Source organism: Flavobacterium jejuense, from assembly GCF_006491595.2.
GTDB classification, from domain to species: Bacteria; Bacteroidota; Bacteroidia; order Flavobacteriales; family Flavobacteriaceae; genus Flavobacterium; species Flavobacterium jejuense.
Map to the genome: position 1 here is coordinate 24,861 of NZ_VEVQ02000010.1, position 16,981 is coordinate 41,841.

The 16,981-nt window shown below is 29.6% G+C and carries 16 protein-coding genes; 5 read left to right on the forward strand and 11 right to left on the reverse strand.

From position 1 onward, the window contains the following. Nucleotides 1-346: 346 nt before the first annotated feature. Together FIA58_RS14830 and FIA58_RS14835 are read right to left on the reverse strand one after the other, a co-directional pair. The gene (locus FIA58_RS14830; protein WP_140963275.1) at nt 347-817 is read right to left on the reverse strand and encodes a methylated-DNA--[protein]-cysteine S-methyltransferase; all 471 of its coding nucleotides are present in this window, start codon (nt 815-817) and stop codon (nt 347-349) included. A gap of 74 nt (nt 818-891) precedes the next feature. Beyond that, nucleotides 892-1,368 carry a DUF1573 domain-containing protein gene (locus FIA58_RS14835; RefSeq protein ID WP_140963276.1) on the reverse strand — a complete coding sequence of 159 codons (477 nt, stop codon included), beginning with the start codon at nt 1,366-1,368 and terminating at the stop codon, nt 892-894. A gap of 143 nt (nt 1,369-1,511) precedes the next feature. Here FIA58_RS14835 and FIA58_RS14840 point away from each other — a divergent pair, with 143 nt between their 5' ends. From FIA58_RS14840 to FIA58_RS14855, 4 genes are all read left to right on the forward strand, one after another. Next, a complete protein-coding gene (locus FIA58_RS14840; RefSeq protein WP_140963277.1) occupies nt 1,512-2,780 on the forward strand; it encodes a sensor histidine kinase in 1,269 nt (422 codons plus the stop codon). Continuing rightward, nucleotides 2,773-3,456 (forward strand): response regulator transcription factor, encoded by a 684-nt coding sequence (locus FIA58_RS14845; RefSeq protein ID WP_140963278.1) that lies wholly within the window; start codon nt 2,773-2,775, stop codon nt 3,454-3,456. Before FIA58_RS14840 ends, FIA58_RS14845 begins: the two co-directional genes overlap by 8 nt. 78 nt (nt 3,457-3,534) lie before the next feature. Further along, nucleotides 3,535-4,464 carry an HU domain-containing protein gene (locus FIA58_RS14850; RefSeq protein WP_140963279.1) on the forward strand — a complete coding sequence of 310 codons (930 nt, stop codon included), beginning with the start codon at nt 3,535-3,537 and terminating at the stop codon, nt 4,462-4,464. A gap of 71 nt (nt 4,465-4,535) precedes the next feature. Next, nucleotides 4,536-5,045, forward strand: coding sequence for an acyl-CoA thioesterase (locus FIA58_RS14855; RefSeq protein ID WP_140963280.1), 510 nt, complete (start codon nt 4,536-4,538; stop codon nt 5,043-5,045). A gap of 65 nt (nt 5,046-5,110) precedes the next feature. Here FIA58_RS14855 and FIA58_RS14860 read toward each other — a convergent pair whose 3' ends face one another. Genes FIA58_RS14860 through FIA58_RS14880 form a run of 5 tightly spaced genes read right to left on the reverse strand, consistent with a single transcriptional unit; the run spans nt 5,111 to nt 9,079 of the window. Next, on the reverse strand, nt 5,111-5,806 hold the full coding sequence (locus FIA58_RS14860; RefSeq protein ID WP_140963281.1) for an ABC transporter ATP-binding protein: 696 nt from the start codon (nt 5,804-5,806) through the stop codon (nt 5,111-5,113). 48 nt (nt 5,807-5,854) lie between these two features. Next, a complete protein-coding gene (locus FIA58_RS14865; protein WP_140963282.1) occupies nt 5,855-7,321 on the reverse strand; it encodes a DUF5687 family protein in 1,467 nt (488 codons plus the stop codon). A gap of 53 nt (nt 7,322-7,374) precedes the next feature. Next, nucleotides 7,375-8,070, reverse strand: coding sequence for a hypothetical protein (locus FIA58_RS14870; protein ID WP_140963283.1), 696 nt, complete (start codon nt 8,068-8,070; stop codon nt 7,375-7,377). Between the two features lie 3 nt (nt 8,071-8,073). Next, nucleotides 8,074-8,703, reverse strand: coding sequence for a hypothetical protein (locus FIA58_RS14875; protein ID WP_140963284.1), 630 nt, complete (start codon nt 8,701-8,703; stop codon nt 8,074-8,076). 40 nt (nt 8,704-8,743) lie between these two features. Further along, entirely contained in the window at nt 8,744-9,079 is a 336-nt protein-coding gene (locus FIA58_RS14880; RefSeq protein ID WP_140963285.1) for a PadR family transcriptional regulator, read from the reverse strand. Between the two features lie 118 nt (nt 9,080-9,197). On the opposite strand from FIA58_RS14880, the gene FIA58_RS14885 reads away from it, so the two are divergent. Then, nucleotides 9,198-10,244: a ferredoxin--NADP reductase gene (locus tag FIA58_RS14885; protein ID WP_140963286.1), complete on the forward strand. Its 1,047-nt coding sequence runs from the start codon at nt 9,198-9,200 to the stop codon at nt 10,242-10,244. A gap of 75 nt (nt 10,245-10,319) precedes the next feature. Here FIA58_RS14885 and FIA58_RS14890 read toward each other — a convergent pair whose 3' ends face one another. Genes FIA58_RS14890 through FIA58_RS14905 form a run of 4 tightly spaced genes read right to left on the reverse strand, consistent with a single transcriptional unit; the run spans nt 10,320 to nt 16,944 of the window. Then, a complete protein-coding gene (locus tag FIA58_RS14890; RefSeq protein WP_140963287.1) occupies nt 10,320-13,817 on the reverse strand; it encodes an efflux RND transporter permease subunit in 3,498 nt (1,165 codons plus the stop codon). 7 nt (nt 13,818-13,824) lie between these two features. Further along, on the reverse strand, nt 13,825-14,988 hold the full coding sequence (locus FIA58_RS14895) for an efflux RND transporter periplasmic adaptor subunit (protein WP_140963288.1): 1,164 nt from the start codon (nt 14,986-14,988) through the stop codon (nt 13,825-13,827). A 12-nt stretch (nt 14,989-15,000) separates the two neighbouring features. Beyond that, a complete protein-coding gene (locus FIA58_RS14900) occupies nt 15,001-16,341 on the reverse strand; it encodes a TolC family protein (protein ID WP_140963289.1) in 1,341 nt (446 codons plus the stop codon). Between the two features lie 3 nt (nt 16,342-16,344). Further along, nucleotides 16,345-16,944, reverse strand: a complete 600-nt coding sequence (locus FIA58_RS14905; protein WP_140963290.1) for a TetR/AcrR family transcriptional regulator — start codon at nt 16,942-16,944, stop codon at nt 16,345-16,347. Nucleotides 16,945-16,981 lie beyond the last annotated feature (37 nt).

Sequence of the window (16,981 nt, forward strand, 5' to 3'; positions counted from 1 at the left end):
GTGTTTCATATGAAGAAATTTACTATTCTGTTTTTGTTTTGTTTTCTGTTTTATATAGTCATGAATATTTTAAAGAGAATATTTTTTTTAATAAAAAAACAATAAAAATTTACGATGATTCTAATGTATGAATTGGATTTGTTTAAAAGGATATTTTACTTTTATTAGTATATGGAAGGAATTTCTTATAATTATCAAGTACTTTATAATTAGTTTAAAGTAACGTGATTAAAATTATATTTAAAATCAGAGATTAAAGTTAGTGTTCTGATGCTAGTCAATTTGTGGAATTGAAATATTCAATATAGTAACAAACATATTAGTTTGTAATGGAAATTATTAGGTTTTAAAATAGACTTTGCTGTTTTATTGGGTTTTCATGATCTAATAACCATTTTTTTCGCCACAATCCCCCTGCGTAACCTGTAAGCGAACCATCTGAGCCTATTACCCGATGACAAGGGATTACAATCCAAAGGGGATTTTTTCCATTTGCTGAAGCTACAGCTCGTATAGCTTTGACATCTCCAAGAGTTTTGGATAGTTCTAAATATGAAACTGTTTTTCCGTATGGGATTTCGAGAAGTGCCTTCCACACTTTTTGCTGAAAATCTGTTCCTTTAGTGTTTAATTCAAAATTAAACTGCTTTCTTTTTCCTTCAAAATATTCTTTTAATTGATTTACAGCTTCTTTTAATTCTAAAGGTATCTTTTTTGATATTTCTCCTTCTTCATTAATAGATATTAATGAGATTCCATTTTCGTCTCCTTTTATTTTAGCTGTTCCTAAGGGTGTATTTATAAATACTGTTTGCATTGTATAAATATAAAAAAACCATCTTATTAAAAGATGGTTTTTCGTAAGTAAGATATAAAAAAATTGTTGTTTTCTTATTTGAACATAACTGATTTCTCTTCTTTTTTCTCCTCAGTTTTTACTTTACCTTTAATGATTAACACTTTAGGTGCAGCTCCTTCTTCACTAGTAGTAACCGTTACTGTTTTTGTAAAATTTCCAGGAGATGCTGCGTTATAAGTAGCAGTAATACTTCCTTTTTCACCTGGTTTAATAGGTGTTTTTGTGTAATTTGCAGCTGTACAACCACATGATGGTTTTACGTTTGTAATTAATATTGTTTCTTTTGTTGTATTTGTAAATGTAAATTCATAAGAAGCAGGTTTTCCTTTTTCAATTTCACCAAATTCGTGAGTTTCAGTTTCCCATTTCATAGCAGAAGCTTTTGTTTGAGCAGCAGCAGGAGCTACTGTGCTTGGAGCTTTGCTTATGGCTTTTTTTGCTTCTACTGCTTGTGCAAAAGATAGAGAACAAATGAATAATGCAACAATTGATAGTTTAAGCGTTTTCATATTAAGTGTTTTTGTAATTAATTGATACGCAAATTTAAAAAGTAATAGTAACTTTGTTGTTAACTAATGTGTAATGATTGTTAATGACTTGTTAATGGCGTTTAACAAATGGACTTAATTCGTACCATTACAAAAAAAATAAAGTGAAGTTTACTCGTTTCAATATAGTTATTTTAATTGGATTTCTTGCGATTTTGGGAGTTGTTATTATGCAACTTTTTTTATTGAATCAAGCCTATTCTTTTGAGAAGAAGGAAGTTGAAGATAAAATTTATTATGCTTTATTAGACGTTGTAGAGCGTATCTATGTTGATAATAATTCTGAATTGATTGTAGGAAATCAAATTAAAAGAGTGGCCCATAATTATTATGTAGTAAACGTTAATGATGCATTTGAGAATAATATATTGGAATTTTACCTAAAGAAAGAATTTGCAAAAGTTAAATTAGATCTCGATTTCGAATATGCTATTTATGATTGCGGTACAAATAATATGGTTTATGGTAATTACATAACATCAAACAGTCAACCTAGTAAAAAATGTATTGATTGTTTTACAAAAAATGATGAATTGATTTATTATTTTGCTGTTCGATTTCCTACATTAAAACAAAGTTATTTTACTAGTTTAAAACAATATTGGTTGTATACAATTGTTTTGTTTTTGGTATTAATAGTTTATGTGTATTCGGTTTTGTTAATGTTAAAACAAAAAAGATATACTGTTTTGCAAAATGATTTTATTAATAATATGACTCATGAGTTCAAAACCCCATTGGCTTCTATATTGATAGCCTCTAATTTTGCTAATGATCAAAAAGAAATCAAACAAAACCCTAGGTTGTCAAAATACATTCAAATTATTATTAAACAAAGCAATAAGTTAAATGAACATATAGAACAAATTTTATCTTTAGCTAAGACGGATAGTAATAATATTGATTTAAGTAAGACTGAAATAGATTTTAGGAAAGTTTTGGAACTTATAAAAGAGAATATTTTATTGAAATATCCAGAAGATATTGTATTTGAATTTCATTTTTCTAAAAAACTTATTATAAAAGCTGATGAATTTCATTTTTACAATATTTTTTACAACATAATTGAAAATGCAGTAAAATATGGTTCTAAAAAACCAATTGTAAAGATTTCAATGCGTGAAAATGAAAAAACAATTTCAATAATTATTTTAGATAATGGTAATGGTGTGCCTAAAAAGGATTTGCCTTTTATTTTTGATAAGTTTTATAGAGTAGAAAGAAAAGATAGTAAAGAAATTGAAGGATTCGGGATAGGGTTGGCCTATGTTAAAAAAATTGGACAACTGCACGGTTGGAAAATAAAAGCAGAAAATGCGAATCCAGGTTTAAGAGTTTCAATTGAAATACCAAAATCAGATATTCATGAATAAGAAAAGAATTCTATATGTTGAGGATGACGAAACCTTGGCTTTTTTAACCGCAGATAATCTAGAGCAATACTTTGATGTGGTTCATTGTAGCAACGGTTCAGCTGCATTTGAATTATTTTGTAAGGAAGTATTTGATTTATGTGTTCTCGATATTATGTTGCCTGATATGGATGGTTTTGAAATAGCTACAGAAATTAGAAAACGAAACAAAGAGATACCTATTATTTTTTTATCAGCTAAAACGATGAAAGAAGATAGGATTAAAGGATTGAAACTTGGGGCTGATGATTATTTGGTAAAACCGTACTCTATTGAAGAATTAATTCTTAAAATTGAGATATTCTTAAATAGAAGTCAAAAGAATATTGAAAAATCTAAAATGACTTATATATTAGGTTCATTTGAATTTGAGTTTGAAAATTATTCTTTAAAAAACGATAAAAAACAAATTACATTAACAGAAAGAGAAGCTTCATTGTTAAAATTGTTTTTAGATAATGTAAATACAGTTTTAAAGAGAGAAAAAATTTTAACTTCATTATGGGGAAATGATGATTATTTTTCTGGAAGAAGTTTGGATGTATTTATTTCAAGGCTTCGAAAAATTCTTAAAGAGGAAGCAAGTGTGAAAATTGAGAACATACCTAGGGTAGGCTTTAAGATGGTTATTGATTAATTTTAAACGAGTTATAATTGTTAATAAAATTTGTTAATAAAATTTTGAAAAAAGCATTGTTTAAGTAACTTTGCAATTATGTTATTAGATAAATATATATCCGAATTATTATATCGTTACCAATGTGTAACTGTTCCTGGCTTTGGTGCTTTTGTTACCGAAGTTCAGTCTGCCAATGTTAGTGGTAGTGCTAGTACTTTTATGCCACCTAGAAAAGTTATTTTATTTAATAGTAATATTAAAAATAATGATGGTTTGTTGGCAAACCATATTGCTCTTTCAGAAAATAGTAGTTATGAAAATGTTGTAGTTAAAATTGCTTCAGTTGTTAATTCATGGATTTCTGCATTAGAGAATAAAAATAAAGTTACTTTAGAAAATATTGGAGAGATATATGTTAATGGAGAATACAATTGGGTATTCCAGCCCTATACAGAAATTAATTATTTAGTTTCTTCGTTTGGATTAAATAGTTTTGTTTCACCTGAAATGAAACGAGAAAAATTATTAAAAGAGGTTCAGGTTTTTGAAGCTAAAGAACCAGTTGTTTTAATTTCAAATAAGAAAAGAAATTATGGGTATTTGAAGTATGCTGCCGCTGTTACTTTATTTTTAGGTGCAGGTTTATCTGCATATAAAATACATTATGATCAGCAAGTTGCTACTGATACTTTGATGGTTAAAAAAGAGGTTCAAAGAGAAGTTCAAAATAGAATACAACAAGCTACTTTTTTTATAGATAATCCTATTACAACGGTAGAGTTAGCTGTAAAAGAAGAAAAAAGACCTTATCATTTAGTGGCAGGAGCTTTTAGGAGTGAAGATAATGCTGAAAAAGCACAAAAACTATTAATAGAACAAGGATATCAAGCTACTATTTTAGAAAAAAACAAGTATGGTTTGATTCCTGTTGCTTATGGAAGTTTTAAGATGGCCGAAGAAGCAGAATTGTTAAAAACCAAACTTTTTAAAGAAGATAGTATAGAATCTTGGATTCTAATAGATTAAAAAAAATCCCTTTTTGGGATTTTTTTATGCTTTGTATTGTCTCAGCTTATTATCTTTGCATAAAAAAAGCAATGCAAGTAAAATATCCATCAGAGTCACTTACTACTTTAACTGATTTAGTATTACCAGGAGAAACAAACCCTTTAAATAATCTTTTTGGTGGAGAATTATTAGCTCGCATGGATAGAGCTGCTAGTATAACTGCTAGAAGGCATTCTAGAAGAGTCTGTGTTACGGCTTCTGTAAATCATGTTGCTTTTAATAGAGCAATTCCTTTGGGAAGTGTAGTAACAGTTGAGTCGAAAGTGTCCCGAACTTTTAATACCTCCATGGAAATATTTATTGATGTTTGGATTGAGGATAGAGAATCTGGAATAAAAAATAAAGCTAATGAAGCAATCTATACTTTTGTAGCAGTTGATGAAACCGGAAGGCCAATTCAAGTAGCACCAATAGAACCTCAAACGGCATTAGAAAAAGAGCGTTATGAGGCAGCTTTAAGAAGGAAACAATTGAGTTTGGTTTTAGCGGGTAAAATGAAACCTAGCGAAGCCACCGAATTGAAAGCCTTATTTTCATAAATATAAAAGTCCGATTGTTGAACTTGCAGTCGGACTTTTTTTTAATTGTTATAAGCTCAAGCTCTTTAAGCAGAAAAGAATTCTTCTAGCTCTTTCAAGGTTTCAGTTGTAGGAACTAAGTCTTTTACTACGTTTCCTTTTTCAAGGACAACAATTCGATCAGATACTTCAACAGTATGTTGTAAATCATGGCTAGAAACTAAAACGGTTGTGTTTTTATCTTCTGCTAATGATTTGATGATTTTCTTTAATCTAATTTGAGTGGTCGGATCAAGATTAGCAAAAGGCTCGTCTAAAATAATGACTTCAGGTTTTCCTATTAAAGCTCCTACAATTCCAGCTTTTTTTGCATTTCCTTTGGATAAATCTCTCAAGTATTTTTTATTGTTTAAAATTTCTCCATTAAAAAAGTCTTCATAGTTTTTGAGAAATGCGTCTACATCTGCTTTGTTCCAACCTCTAAGTTCTCCTATAAAGTAAAAATATTCTTCTGGTGTAAGGTAACCAATTAAGAAAGTTTCGTCAATGAAAGAGTTGGTGAAAGTTTTCCAAGATTCATCAGTATTTATTTGAATTGTATTTGTAGTTATTTTACCACTTGAAGGTTGAATTAGATCCAATAAAAGACTAAAAAAAGTAGTTTTTCCTGCTCCATTATTTCCTACTAGACCAAAACTTTGTCCTTTAGGTATTTCTAAATTTTCTATGTTTAAAACGGTAGTTCCGTTGTATGTTTTTGATAAGTTTGAAACTTGTATCATGATATTTTTATTTCAAGGTTAATTAATGCTTTGTGTTTTGAACTCCAATTATTTTTTTTGCTTGTAAGCTTCAAGTGTAGCATACTTTTCTTTTTTGTAAACAGATTCAATCATTTGGAAAACCTTGTTTTTAAATGCAAATCCTAGAATTCCTGTTAAGGCAACAAATAAATAACCATATTGCCAGCCCAAAGTATAATATCCTATTGCATAAATAGCCATTGGTAAAGCTAATTTTGGTAAAGAGATTAAAAGTGTTTTTATGTTAAATGATTTTTTATCTCCAAAGGCATTTTTATTTGAAGTTAAATCTATTGGGGTTTTTATATAAGCACCTCCTAATAATACGATATGAGAATTGACACCAATATTAAAAATAGCTCCTGTTAATATAGCTAAATAAGATTCTATTCCAAAGAATAAATAAAAACTGGCTAATAAGGTTGTGATGCTAGTTGCAATAACCATCAACCACCATTTTGAAGATAAATAATCTTTGTAAGTGATGTTTTGAGTCATCATTAAGGGATAATAGGAGCTATCCCAGCTAGGTACAAATTGACCAAAGTTTAATAAAAAACCACCTGAGACGAATATTCCTGCAAAAATTTTCCAAACAGGGTTTTTATAGGCTTCAATTGAATTGGTAAAAAACAACAAACCATAAAAAAGAAATAAGAAACTCATCATTAATGTAGTTTTGGCTCGTTTATTTCTTTTTAAAAGACGAATGTCGTTCTTTAAGAAAGTTCCTAAGCTTCCTAATTGATCCAACCATGTGAAGTTTTCAGTAGTAGCTAAATCTTGTTTGATAGATAATCCAGCATCTAAATACAAGTTGGACTTGAAAAATTTGAAATTGACATAATACATTGAAATTAATAATGCAGCAGGAATAACAATCAAATAGGAATGATGATAAAAAGCTTCAAAAAAACCATTGGTATATTGAGTAATATCAAAAATGGCATAATATTGAAGTGCTCCAAATACAGCAAAAATCCCTACAACAATATAAAATATTGCATCTTTTTTGTCTATTAAAATCGATAAGAAATTATTAATATAAATGAAGAATAGAATACTCAAACACCAAAATATTGCTTCTAATGTAAATCCTTTAGAAATTAAAACAATTGTGAAAGGGATAAAGAAAAACCAATGAATAAAATTAAAAAAAGAAACAATGGTTTTGCTTAATGTATAATGTACTATGCTGTTTTTTTTAATATTCTGATTTAGAAAGGGTCTAATGGTTAATGACGGCATTTTTTGAAAGAAAAACCGAATGATTAAATCAAATACTAAATAGTAAATAATGAATTTATTGATAGTAGAGAATGGCTCTAAACCAGCATCTTCCATTATAAAATATGAGCCTATTCCAAGTCCAATAAAGACAATTATAAAATAAATTGCTCCAAAAATCATTAGAATTTTCAAGGCTAAATTGGAAGAAAAAGCGGAAGATCTTAGGAAGGACTTCCATTCTAATTTGAGAAATTGTTTTACCATATTTTAGTTTTATTGGTTTCTTATTGGTAGTGATAATTGTAAAAATGTTACGATTAATTTACCAAACTATATTCTGGATAGGTTTCTTTTAGGTAATCCTCAGCCTTTGAAGGGATGATTTTAACTATAATATACGTTGTTAATATCATTGAGATAGATAGCAAAGAAATTCCAAATAAAATGTAGTCATTTTGTTGTATAGAAGAATTACTAATTGAATTTAATATGTGAAAGGGTAGCATTAGAATTCCTGAAAAAGAGCCATAGCCAAAGATAATCTGTTCAAAAAGCCAAACTTTTCCTGTTTTTTGTTTACGTTTTTTTATGGCTTTGTTTTTTTGAAAGAGCTCTAAAAGTATAATAATTAAGATTAAACCAAATAATATAATGATTACTTCATTTGGATTAAATGTTTTTATAAAAAAGAATAAGCCAAAAACAAGACTAACTGTTAGTAAGATTTTAGGAACTGAAAAAAAAGTCTTAAAATGATGCCAAACGATTTTATTATATCTTTTGCTTAATGCTTTTTGCCTTTTTTCAACGACATCCATAAAGCCAAAAACTCCAAATTTTTTAAATTCCATTTGTAAAGCATCTTCAAAGCTTAGATTAGGACTTTCGTTCCACTTTGCTTCAATTGCGTTTGCTAAATGATCTACTAATTCCGTTTGTAAATCATAATATTCTACAAAATGTTGACGTGTGAATTGATATAAATGCTCTATTTGTTGTTTAGAAAGTTTCATGTTTTAAGCGTTTAATAAATTATCTTTTAAAAACTTAAAATGAGCTTTGTAGCATTTGACTAGAAAAATACTACTAATAGTATTAATTATAAGAATGCTCGTTAAAACGTTATCTTTATTTGCTGAATCTGAAAAAACTATAATAGAATTCATGAATATAACATATAAAATTCTTTTAAAAACATATTTATAAGTAGTATGTCCTTTTGAAAAAAATAGGTTTAGTCCAAATCCTGTTGAAATGGCAACCCAAGTTAAATACCCTATTTCGTATGATATGTTTTTATTGATTTTTGCTGTAATTGCTGGATAATATGATAAAAGCAAACTCAATATTATTAAAAGACTTATAAAAAGAATTCCGAAAGGTTGTAAAAGATTCTTTAATTTTTTCAAGATTAGGACGGGAAAACTTGACCAAGTGGATACCCATATACTTTCGGAAAGCTTAATTTGAGACTGCCATTTTTGGAGAACTATTTTTATTGCTTCGTGGAATGCAACATTCTCATAATTATGTTCAATATCAGAAGCTATGTGGTCGATAACTTCATGTCTTACACCGTCAAAAACTACTTCGTTTTTTACTAGAAAACTATTTATTAGTTCAATTTGATCATTATTCAACGGCATATATTTCTTTGTTTTTATGTAGATGTTTTAAAATGTCATCTTAGTAACTCAACTTTGGATTAACAATAGTTTGCATATTTTTAATAAACTCTTCTAATTCAGAGAGCCTATTTACGGTTTCTTTTGTGCCTTTTTCGGTAAGTTTATAGTATTTTCTTAAGCGATTATCTACTCTTTCAACTTCTACATCTAACAAATCTTCGGCTTCTAATTTATGCAAAGCTGGATATAAAGCTCCTTCTGTAATATTTAATTCACCTTTTGTAATCTCTTTTGCTTTTTGAGTAATTTCATAGCCATACATTCTGCCGTTTTCTTCTAATAGCTTCATTATGATAGTGTTTAAACTACCTTTGTATAGTTGTGAATTTTTCATAGTGCTAATTTTATGATAGCAAATATATACATAATACTCTTATGTATAACAATCTTATGTATATATTTTTTTACTTTTCTTATTTAGGTTTCTTATTTTTGTATAAAATATAAAAGAAATGTCAACATTCTATAAATTAGTTATAAAAGAAATAAAAAGAGAAACACCATCTTGTGTGTCTATTCTTTTTAATGTGCCAGAAGAATTACAATCGTTTTATCAGTTTATTGCAGGACAATATGTAACGCTAAAAGTAACTTTAGATGGACAAGAGGTGAGAAGAGCTTATTCTATTTGTTCATCTCCAAAAAGCGGTGAATTAAGAGTAGCAGTAAAAGCTGTAAAAAATGGTTTCTTTTCTTCGTTTGCTAATGAAAAATTAAGCGCAGGAAATCTTATTGAGGTGGGCCTTCCAGAAGGTAAGTTTACATATGAGCCCAATCCAGAGAAACTAAAAAACTATGTGGCTTTTGCTGCAGGAAGTGGAATTACACCTATTTTATCAATTATTAAATCGGTTTTAGAGGGAGAGCCAAAAAGCACTTTTGTTTTAGTGTATGGAAATAAAACTATTGAAGAAGCTATTTTTCATGATCAATTGCAAGAATTACATTTGCAATATGTAGGTCGTTTCTTTGTGCATTATGTATACAGTAAGATTAATGTGGATGGAGAATTATTTGGACGTATTGATAAATCGGCTGTTAACTTTGTTATAAAAAACAAGCATAGCGAAAAAACTTTTGATAAATACTATTTATGTGGTCCTGAGGAGATGATAAATTTAGTGTCGTCTGTTCTAAAAGAAAATAATGTTGCTGAAAAAGATGTAAAATTTGAATTGTTTACCACAACTTCTACTGAAAATGTAGTACAACTAGAAGGTCATACAAAAATTACTGTGGTTGTAGATGATGAGGAAACTTCATTTGAAATGAGTCAGAAGCAAACTATTTTAGAAGCCACTTTAAAACAAGGTATAGATGCCCCTTACTCTTGTCAAGGAGGTGTTTGTAGTAGTTGTATTTGTAGAGTTACTGAAGGAAAAGCAGTAATGAAGAAAAATGCGATTTTGACTGATGGAGAAATTGAAGAAGGGTTAGTTTTGGCTTGTCAAGCAGTCCCAACGACTGCAACTGTTTTTGTAGATTTTGATGATGTTTAGTGAGAAATAAGCTATAAAATAAAAAAAATGCTCCAATTAATTCGGAGCATTTTTGTTTGTATATAAAATTGGAAATTATTCCATTACTTCTTCAATCTGTTGTTTTCTGTTTCTAAACCAAATTTTTAAAAGGTTAACCAAATAGAATAAAACAGGAACCACAATTAAAGTAAGGAAAGTAGCAAAGATTAACCCAAAGATTACTGTCCATGCTAATGGTCCCCAGAAAATAACATTATCTCCACCCATATAAATATGAGGATTTCCAGTTGCAAATAGGCTAAAGAAATCGATGTTGAAACCAATTGCTAGAGGAATTAATCCTAATACAGTTGTAATAGCTGTTAATAAAACTGGACGTAAACGTGCTTTTCCACCAGTAACAATGGCATTAAAAATATCCTCTTTGCTTAACTGAGCTTCTTTTGGAAGATCTAGTTCTTCTTTTCTTCTAGCAATTAATAAATCGGTATAATCGAGTAAAACCACACCATTATTTACCACAATTCCTGCCAAAGAAATAATTCCCATCATTGTCATCATAATTACGAAAGGCCACCCAGTTATCATTAATCCTAAAAATACACCAATGAAACTTAAAAATACTGCCACCATAATAATTCCTGGTCTTGAGACAGAGTTAAATTGAATAATTAATATTAAAAAGATTAAGAATAATCCTGTTACTAATGCTCCCATTAAGAAAGCCATTTGTTTTCCTTGTTCCTCTAATTGTCCTGTATAATCAAATTCTACTGTTTTAGGAGCATCAAAATTACCCATTTCTGCTTGAATTTGAGCTACAACAGCTCCTGCATCAGTAAAACCTGGTGATAATGCCGAATATAAAATAACAACTCGTTCGTATTGTTTGTGTTTGATAGCACTGAAAGAAGAAGTGTTCTTCTGAGAGGCTACCGTAGAAACTGGAATTTCTTTAATTTGGCCAGAAGCCATATCTCTAAAAGTTATATTTTGATTAAAAATAGCACTTTTGTTATATCTATTTTCTTCATTAAAACGCACATAAATATCATAATCTTCACCATCGTTTTTATAGATACCTGCTTTCTCTCCAAAAATAGAACGACGTAATTGATTTCCAACTTGTCCAGCTGAAACACCCATTTCTCCTGCTTTAGCTCTATCTACAACTACTTTCATAGCAGGTTTTCCTTTATTTACATCTACTTTTAACTCATCTACACCAGGAATGTTTTTTGTCGTTAAGAAGTCTTTCATTCTTTCAGCAGTAGTAATTAATTCAGTATAATCGTTTCCTTTAATTTCTATATTGATAGGATATCCTGCGGGTGGACCTACTGCATCTTTTTCGACCGAAATCGAAACACCAGGATAGATGTCTTTTAAAGCAGCTTGTACTTTTTTACGTAAATCTTCCGAATTTAAACCGTTTCTGAATTTGAATTCTCTCATGGAAATAGTAATCTTTCCCTTGTGAGGCATTTCTGCAGTTGATCCTCCATCCGTTTGAGGATTTCCAGCTCCTTCACCTACTTGAGAAACAGCACTTTCAACTAAATAGTTGGTTTTGTCTTCTGGATTGATAATTTCATCTTCTCCTATTTTTTCGTTCAAAACGGCATATACTCTTTTTTCTATCGATGTGGTAATTTCATTTGTTTTATTAATATCTGTTCCCTGAGGGTATTCAATATAAACAATAATTTGATTAGGAGTGTTATCTGGAAAGAACTCTACTTTTGTTCGACCACTTCCTACACTCCATCCAAAATATAATCCAAGAACTAGTAAGAACATAATAAACATTCCTATTACAACAACGAAAGGTTTTCTGCCAGATAAAAAGAATTTTAAACCACTTTCATACCAGTTTTCCCATTTTGTTAAAACTTTATTTTGAAAGGACGTTGTCCAACCTTTAACTACATATTTATACAACCAGAACATAATAGCTGTAAAAATCATTACAGAACCTAATGCTCTCACAGCTCCACCAAATATTACAATAAAAACCCCTATTCCGATAAGTATAATACTCAATCTAATTAATGCTTTTCTAGACAATATTTTTTCATTAATATCCATAAATTGGGATACTAATACTGAGTTAAAAAAGATAGCTACAAAAAGAGAGGAACCTAATACAACTGATAAAGTTATCGGGAAATATTTCATAAATTGACCCATTACTCCTGGCCATAAACCTAGTGGTACAAAGGCAGCAACTGTTGTAGCAGTAGAAATTATAATTGGTAATGCAATTTCACCAATTCCTTTTTTAGCTGCTTCAATCCTGCTCATGCCTTCATCTTCCATGAGTCGGTATACATTTTCTACAACTACAATTCCATTATCAACGAGCATTCCAAGTCCCATAATCAATCCGAATAGAATCATGGTATTCATGGTGTATCCCATTAAATTAAGAATCATAAATGACATGAACATAGACATAGGAATTGCAAAACCTACGAAAAGTGCATTTCTAAAACCTAAGAAGAACATCAAGACACCAACCACTAGTATGATACCAAAAATAATATTGTTTACTAAGTCATCTACTTGATTTAAGGTTCTAGATGATTGGTCGTTCGCTAATGTTAATTTTAAGTCTTTTGGGAAATAGTTTTCTTCAGCCTTTTTAACAATTTCTCTAATTTTTTCAGTGGCTTCAATCATGTTTTTACCAGCACGTTTTTTAACGTCTAGCATCACAACACTTTTACCAAATTCTCTTGCGTAAGTGGTTTTGTCAACATCTTTGAAGGTAACTTTTGCAATATCTTTTAGATAGACGGCACCACCTTGAGTTTTTACTACAAAGTTTTCTAAATCATTAGGCTGTTCCACTTCTCCCAAAATTCTAATCGTTCTTCTTTGACCATTAGCAATTAAGTTTCCAGCAGACATGGTAACATTTCCATTTCTAATAGCATTGATTACATCATCAAAACTCACTTTAGAAGCCATCATTTTGTAAATGTCAACGGCTACTTCAACTTCTTTTTCTTGAGCTCCACGAATATCAACTTGTTTGATTTCATCTAAAGCTTCAATCTCATCTTCAAGATATTCTCCAAAAACTTTTAATTTATCTACAGGATAATCTCCTTGAATGTTAATATTTAAGATAGGAACTTCTTCCGAAAGATTTAAATCAAAAACATTAGGTTCGACTTTAGCACCATTAAAGGTTGGCCAGTCTTCTCCTCCAATTTTTGTATCTATCTTGTCTTTAACTTTTTGTTTAGCTGCTTCAACGGTGATTTTCTCGTCAAATTCTACTGTAATTATCCCATAATCTTCTTGAGAAGTAGATAATACTTTAACGACATTACTAACATTTCTTATTTCGTCTTCTAATGGATCAATAATAAGACGTTCGATATCTTCAGCCGTATTTCCAGGATAAACCGTGCTAATGTATATTTTTGTTTCTTTAATTTCAGGAAAATCCTCTCTTGGCATACTATAATAAGCCGAAAGACCTAAAAATAAGAACATTACCATCGCTACATATATGGTCATCTTATTTTCGATGGCCCATGATGATAGTTTAAATTCTTTATTGGTGTTTGTAGTACTCATTCTTTACTTATTTTATTATGGATACTTTTTGTCCGTCTTTAACACTACGAGCTCCTTCACTAATGACTAAGTTTCCGTCTTTAATTCCTTCAGTTATTTCAATATAATTACCTTGAGACAATCCTGTTTTTACAATTACTTTTTTGGCTACAGCCTGACCATCTTTGGTTACATTTTCAGCTACATAAAGATATTGTTCTCCATCAGCATTTTCAGAAATAATACTAATAGGTACAATGATTGTTTTAGGATTTGAATAATCTTTAATTTGAACTTTCGAAGTTAAATTGGGTTTTATTTGTCCGTTTTTACTAGGAATATTTATTTGGATATTAAAAGATCTATTCTCCGGATTAATATAGTTGCTTGCTTGAGTAACTTTAGCATTAATAGTTTCGCCTAAAATTGGAAAATCTACAATTACATCTGTTCCTTTTTTAACAGTAGCTATGTTTTTTTCAGGAACTTCAGCTTCAAGATACATATTGCCTAAGTTTACGATTCTCATAATAGGACTTCCTGGGCTAACTACACTCCCTTTGTCAGTAATAATATCGTCTATAGTTCCAGAAAAAGGAGCTCTAACAATTGTTTTTCCAACTTGAGACTTCATTTGAGAAACTGCTTTCAATTGTGCTTCATAGTTTGTTTTAGCTTGTAGATATTGAATTTCAGAACCTATTTTTTGATTCCAAAGATTTTGTTGTCTTTCAAAAGTTGTTTTTGCTAAAGCAGCTTGAGTTTCCATTTGAGCTAATTGCGAACTTAACCCACCATCATCTATTTTAGCTAATGTTTGACCTTTTGATACTTTTTGTCCTTCCTTAACATATACTTGTTGTAAAACACCAGCAAATTCTGCATTTAATACAATGTTTTCTTTTGTTTGAACAGTTGCTTGAAGTTCAAGATAGTGATTGAAAATAGTGTCTTTTACAGGTATTGTAGTAATTAATGCTAATTTATGGTTTTCGTCTAGTTTACCAATAGCATCATCTAATAAAGCTAATTCTTTAACAATAGCATCTGATTGAGCTACTAATTCTCCTCTTTTTGCTCTTAATTGTTCTAAGTTTCCTTTTTCAATTACAGCAGCAGTTGAGTTCTTTTTATCACCACCACAAGAAAGTAGTACAAGTGAAACGATTAGAGTAATATATATATTTTTCATTTTAAGAAAGTATTATTGTTGGTTTGTTATTTTATCTAAAGTTGTTTTTTTATTAATTACATCAATCATGGATTGAAGATAACTTTGTTGCGCAGAATAAAGTTGACGTTGTGCTTCAGTAAACTCAAAACTTGTAGAAAGTCCTTCTTTAAATTTAATTTGTTGTTTGTTTTCTATACGCTCTGCCAATTTTAAATTTGATTTTGAAGTAGCATATTGTTCAATACTATATTCATAATCGCTTTTTGCAGATTCGAATTGAAGTTTAAGCATTTGTTCAGCTTCTGTTAATTGAGTCTCAGCTTGTTCTAAAGCGATTTTTGCTTGTTGACTTTTGGCTCTTTTTCCAAAACTACTAAAAATAGGAACATTTAAATTTACTCCTATAGTTGAAAAATTAAACCATTTTTGATCTTGTTGTAAGAAGGTGAACTCGTTAGAAAAGGTATTATAACCAAAATTTGCAGTAGCTGAAAGAGTTGGTAAATAAGCAGCTCTTTGTAATTTGTATTCTAATCTTCTTTGTTCTTTAAAATTCTCAGCAATTTGATATTCAATATTATTTTGAACATTAAAAGAATCGCTTCCAAAAGTTAAGTCTACTTTTTTGGCAGTCAAATCATCTAAGTTTTCAGTTAGTGTTAATTGATCTTCAATATCTAAACCAAGCGTAATCTTTAACATTTTAGTAGAAATGTCAATTAAACGAGTGGTGTTACTTAAGCTACTACTAATTGAAGCTAATGTAATTTGAAGCTGTTCAACACTTTCTTCCTCAATCAAACCATTTTTATATGTTTCTTGAGCGTCAAACAAGTTTTTTTCTAGAGTTGCTTTGTTTTTTTCTAAAATAGCAATGTTTTCTTTAGCTAACAAAACATTCCCATAATAGTTAGTAACCATTTCTCTAATGTCATTGTCAGTCTTAACCTTGTAATTCTGATAATATTGTAAGTATGTTTTTGAGGCTTGTAATGCCACAATGTATGAACCATCAAATATTAATTGACTCAAAGAAGCACTTGCATTCATATTGTGTTTGGTTCCGAATTCTACTTCCGCAAACTCACCTGGGTTTCCACCAAAAAATTCAGCAGGTACTACTGATTTTTGAATAACAATATTATTTTGATACCCTACAGTTCCATTGATTTGAGGTAAACCACTAGCGGTTGTTTCCCATTTTTTTTGTTTTGCAGCTTCTATGTCTCTACCTGCATTAATTGCTTTGTAATTGTTTTGTATAGCATAATTTATTGCTTCTTGAAGTGTAAAAGAATATTCTTTCTTCTCTTCTTGAGCATTTACAAAACTTACAAAAAGTAATATGAGTATTACAATCTTATGTTTCATTTTTTAGTTATTGGTTATTATATTTGTTAAAACGTCTATTCCTTTTGGCGTGCAAATACCTCTTAAATGGTATTCTAAGTATTTTAATTGTACTTCTCTTGGCCTAAAGTTTTTTGGGTTGAAAATTTCTACATCTTTAATACTAGTCATTCCTGCAAAATAGAAGCGACTAATCAATTCCTTGTCGATATCCTTCCTAAATAATCCTAAAGAGATGCCTTTTTCTAGATTTTCGACTACACAACTTCCCATTTTTTCGAACTGTTTTATCGTTAAAGATTTGTGAATTCTTGGATAATACTTTTGTAATTGATAAATAGGTGAAGTGTTTTCATCTTTTAAATTCTGTACTACAAAATCTTTAATAGCAAAAAGTTCTTCTATTGGATTTTTGTCAGCTAAAATTATATCATCAATTCCACATGAAATTTTTTCAAATAAGTTACTTGTGGAGGCTTTCACTAAACTATCTTTGTTTGAAAAATGCTGATAGATGGTTTTTTTAGAAATTCCCATTTCAGAAGCAATATCATCCATGGTTACACTCTTGAATCCAAGTGTAAGGAACATGTCTGTTGCTTTATCTAAAATTTGATCTTTCATAGGTTTTTTAAATTCATTTTAAATATGTTGCTTTAAA